1 protein-coding gene is annotated in these 1,157 nt (G+C 36.6%); it reads left to right on the top strand.

Features of this window, described 5'->3' with window-relative positions; all coding sequences use genetic code 11:
- Positions 1-167 precede the first annotated feature (167 nt).
- Complete coding sequence (locus tag C232_RS0118265; RefSeq protein ID WP_018665548.1) at positions 168-689, top strand: hypothetical protein; 522 nt, start codon at positions 168-170, stop codon at positions 687-689.
- Positions 690-1,157 lie beyond the last annotated feature (468 nt).

The following is a 1,157-nucleotide window of genomic DNA, read 5'->3' as shown; positions in this document are numbered from 1 at the left end:
GGGGGCTGGCCAACCCCCTCCAGAAAAACAGCCCCTATACTCCATATTCCCTCATATTCAGATAACCCTTTTTACACAATTATACGGACTTAACTTCCATCTTTGAAATTACATTTAAAATAGATAAAAAACGAGAGGCAACTTTAAAGAACTATGTAGGTGAGTTAATGTTAAAAATTAATACATTTATCAAAAAGCCCAATCTTGAAGTCAGCAATTTGGAAGAGATGATTGAGAATCCATATAAATATTTCATAAGAATTGACAATGAAACCGAAATTAAAAATCTCTCCAAAGAAATAGATTTTGATTATATAAATGGTGCTATTACGATTCAATATTATGATCGTTTCATAATGGATTTCAGCCTGTGGGATTTAGTTGATCAATTATGGAGTTATTTCATTAAGTTGGTTGAAGAGGTATTGCAAACCGGGTATGGTACGATTTTTTTCCCCGACCAGCCAGTTAAAGTTGAAATGAAGACTATTTCAAATGATATGCTGCTATTTAGCTTGGCGGAGGGAAAAATAATCAGTGTGACATTACCTAAACAAGAATTCTTAAATGCATTATTAAATAATGCTCAAATGTTTTTCACTAAATTAACGTCATACTTTAAAGGTAATGTAAATTATAGTTATGAAATAAATAAAATAAAAGCGATTCAGGAACAATTACGACATTGATTTACGTATTGCATATGAATGATGTTTATGCACATCTGCCTTTGAATCCGAGCCAAACTGCTATATTCAGGAAGCTTTTATACTAGACAGCATCCCCTTCCCTGAAAAAACTTGAAAACACAATCTGCAGCTGTCACGGAATCAGGAAGAACTGGAACGCCTGAAAAAAAGCAAAAAGGAGCTTTTGGAATCAAAGTACGCACTGGCTGAGAAAGAACAGCTCTGCCTCCAGCCCGCCCTTTCCGCCTCCACTTGGCAGGGACAGCTGGCGAAGCAGTTCTAGGCAGTAAGAAAAAACGAACTCCTTGAAAGCTATAAAGCTACTGCAAAGCAAATCAATACGGCCCTTCAACTGTCGGACGGGAAAATCAGCCAGCTTGCCTCAGAAAACACCCAGATTGAGAAAGCCATTCAAACAGAAATCGTAAAAATGCGCAAAAAAGAGGTGTGACGATGGAAGTCAAAATT

The organism is Heyndrickxia acidiproducens DSM 23148 (genome assembly GCF_000374345.1).
Classification (GTDB): domain Bacteria; phylum Bacillota; class Bacilli; order Bacillales; family Bacillaceae_C; genus Weizmannia; species Weizmannia acidiproducens.
Note: the sequence above shows the minus strand (reverse complement) of the source record. Positions and strands in the feature narration are given on the sequence as shown.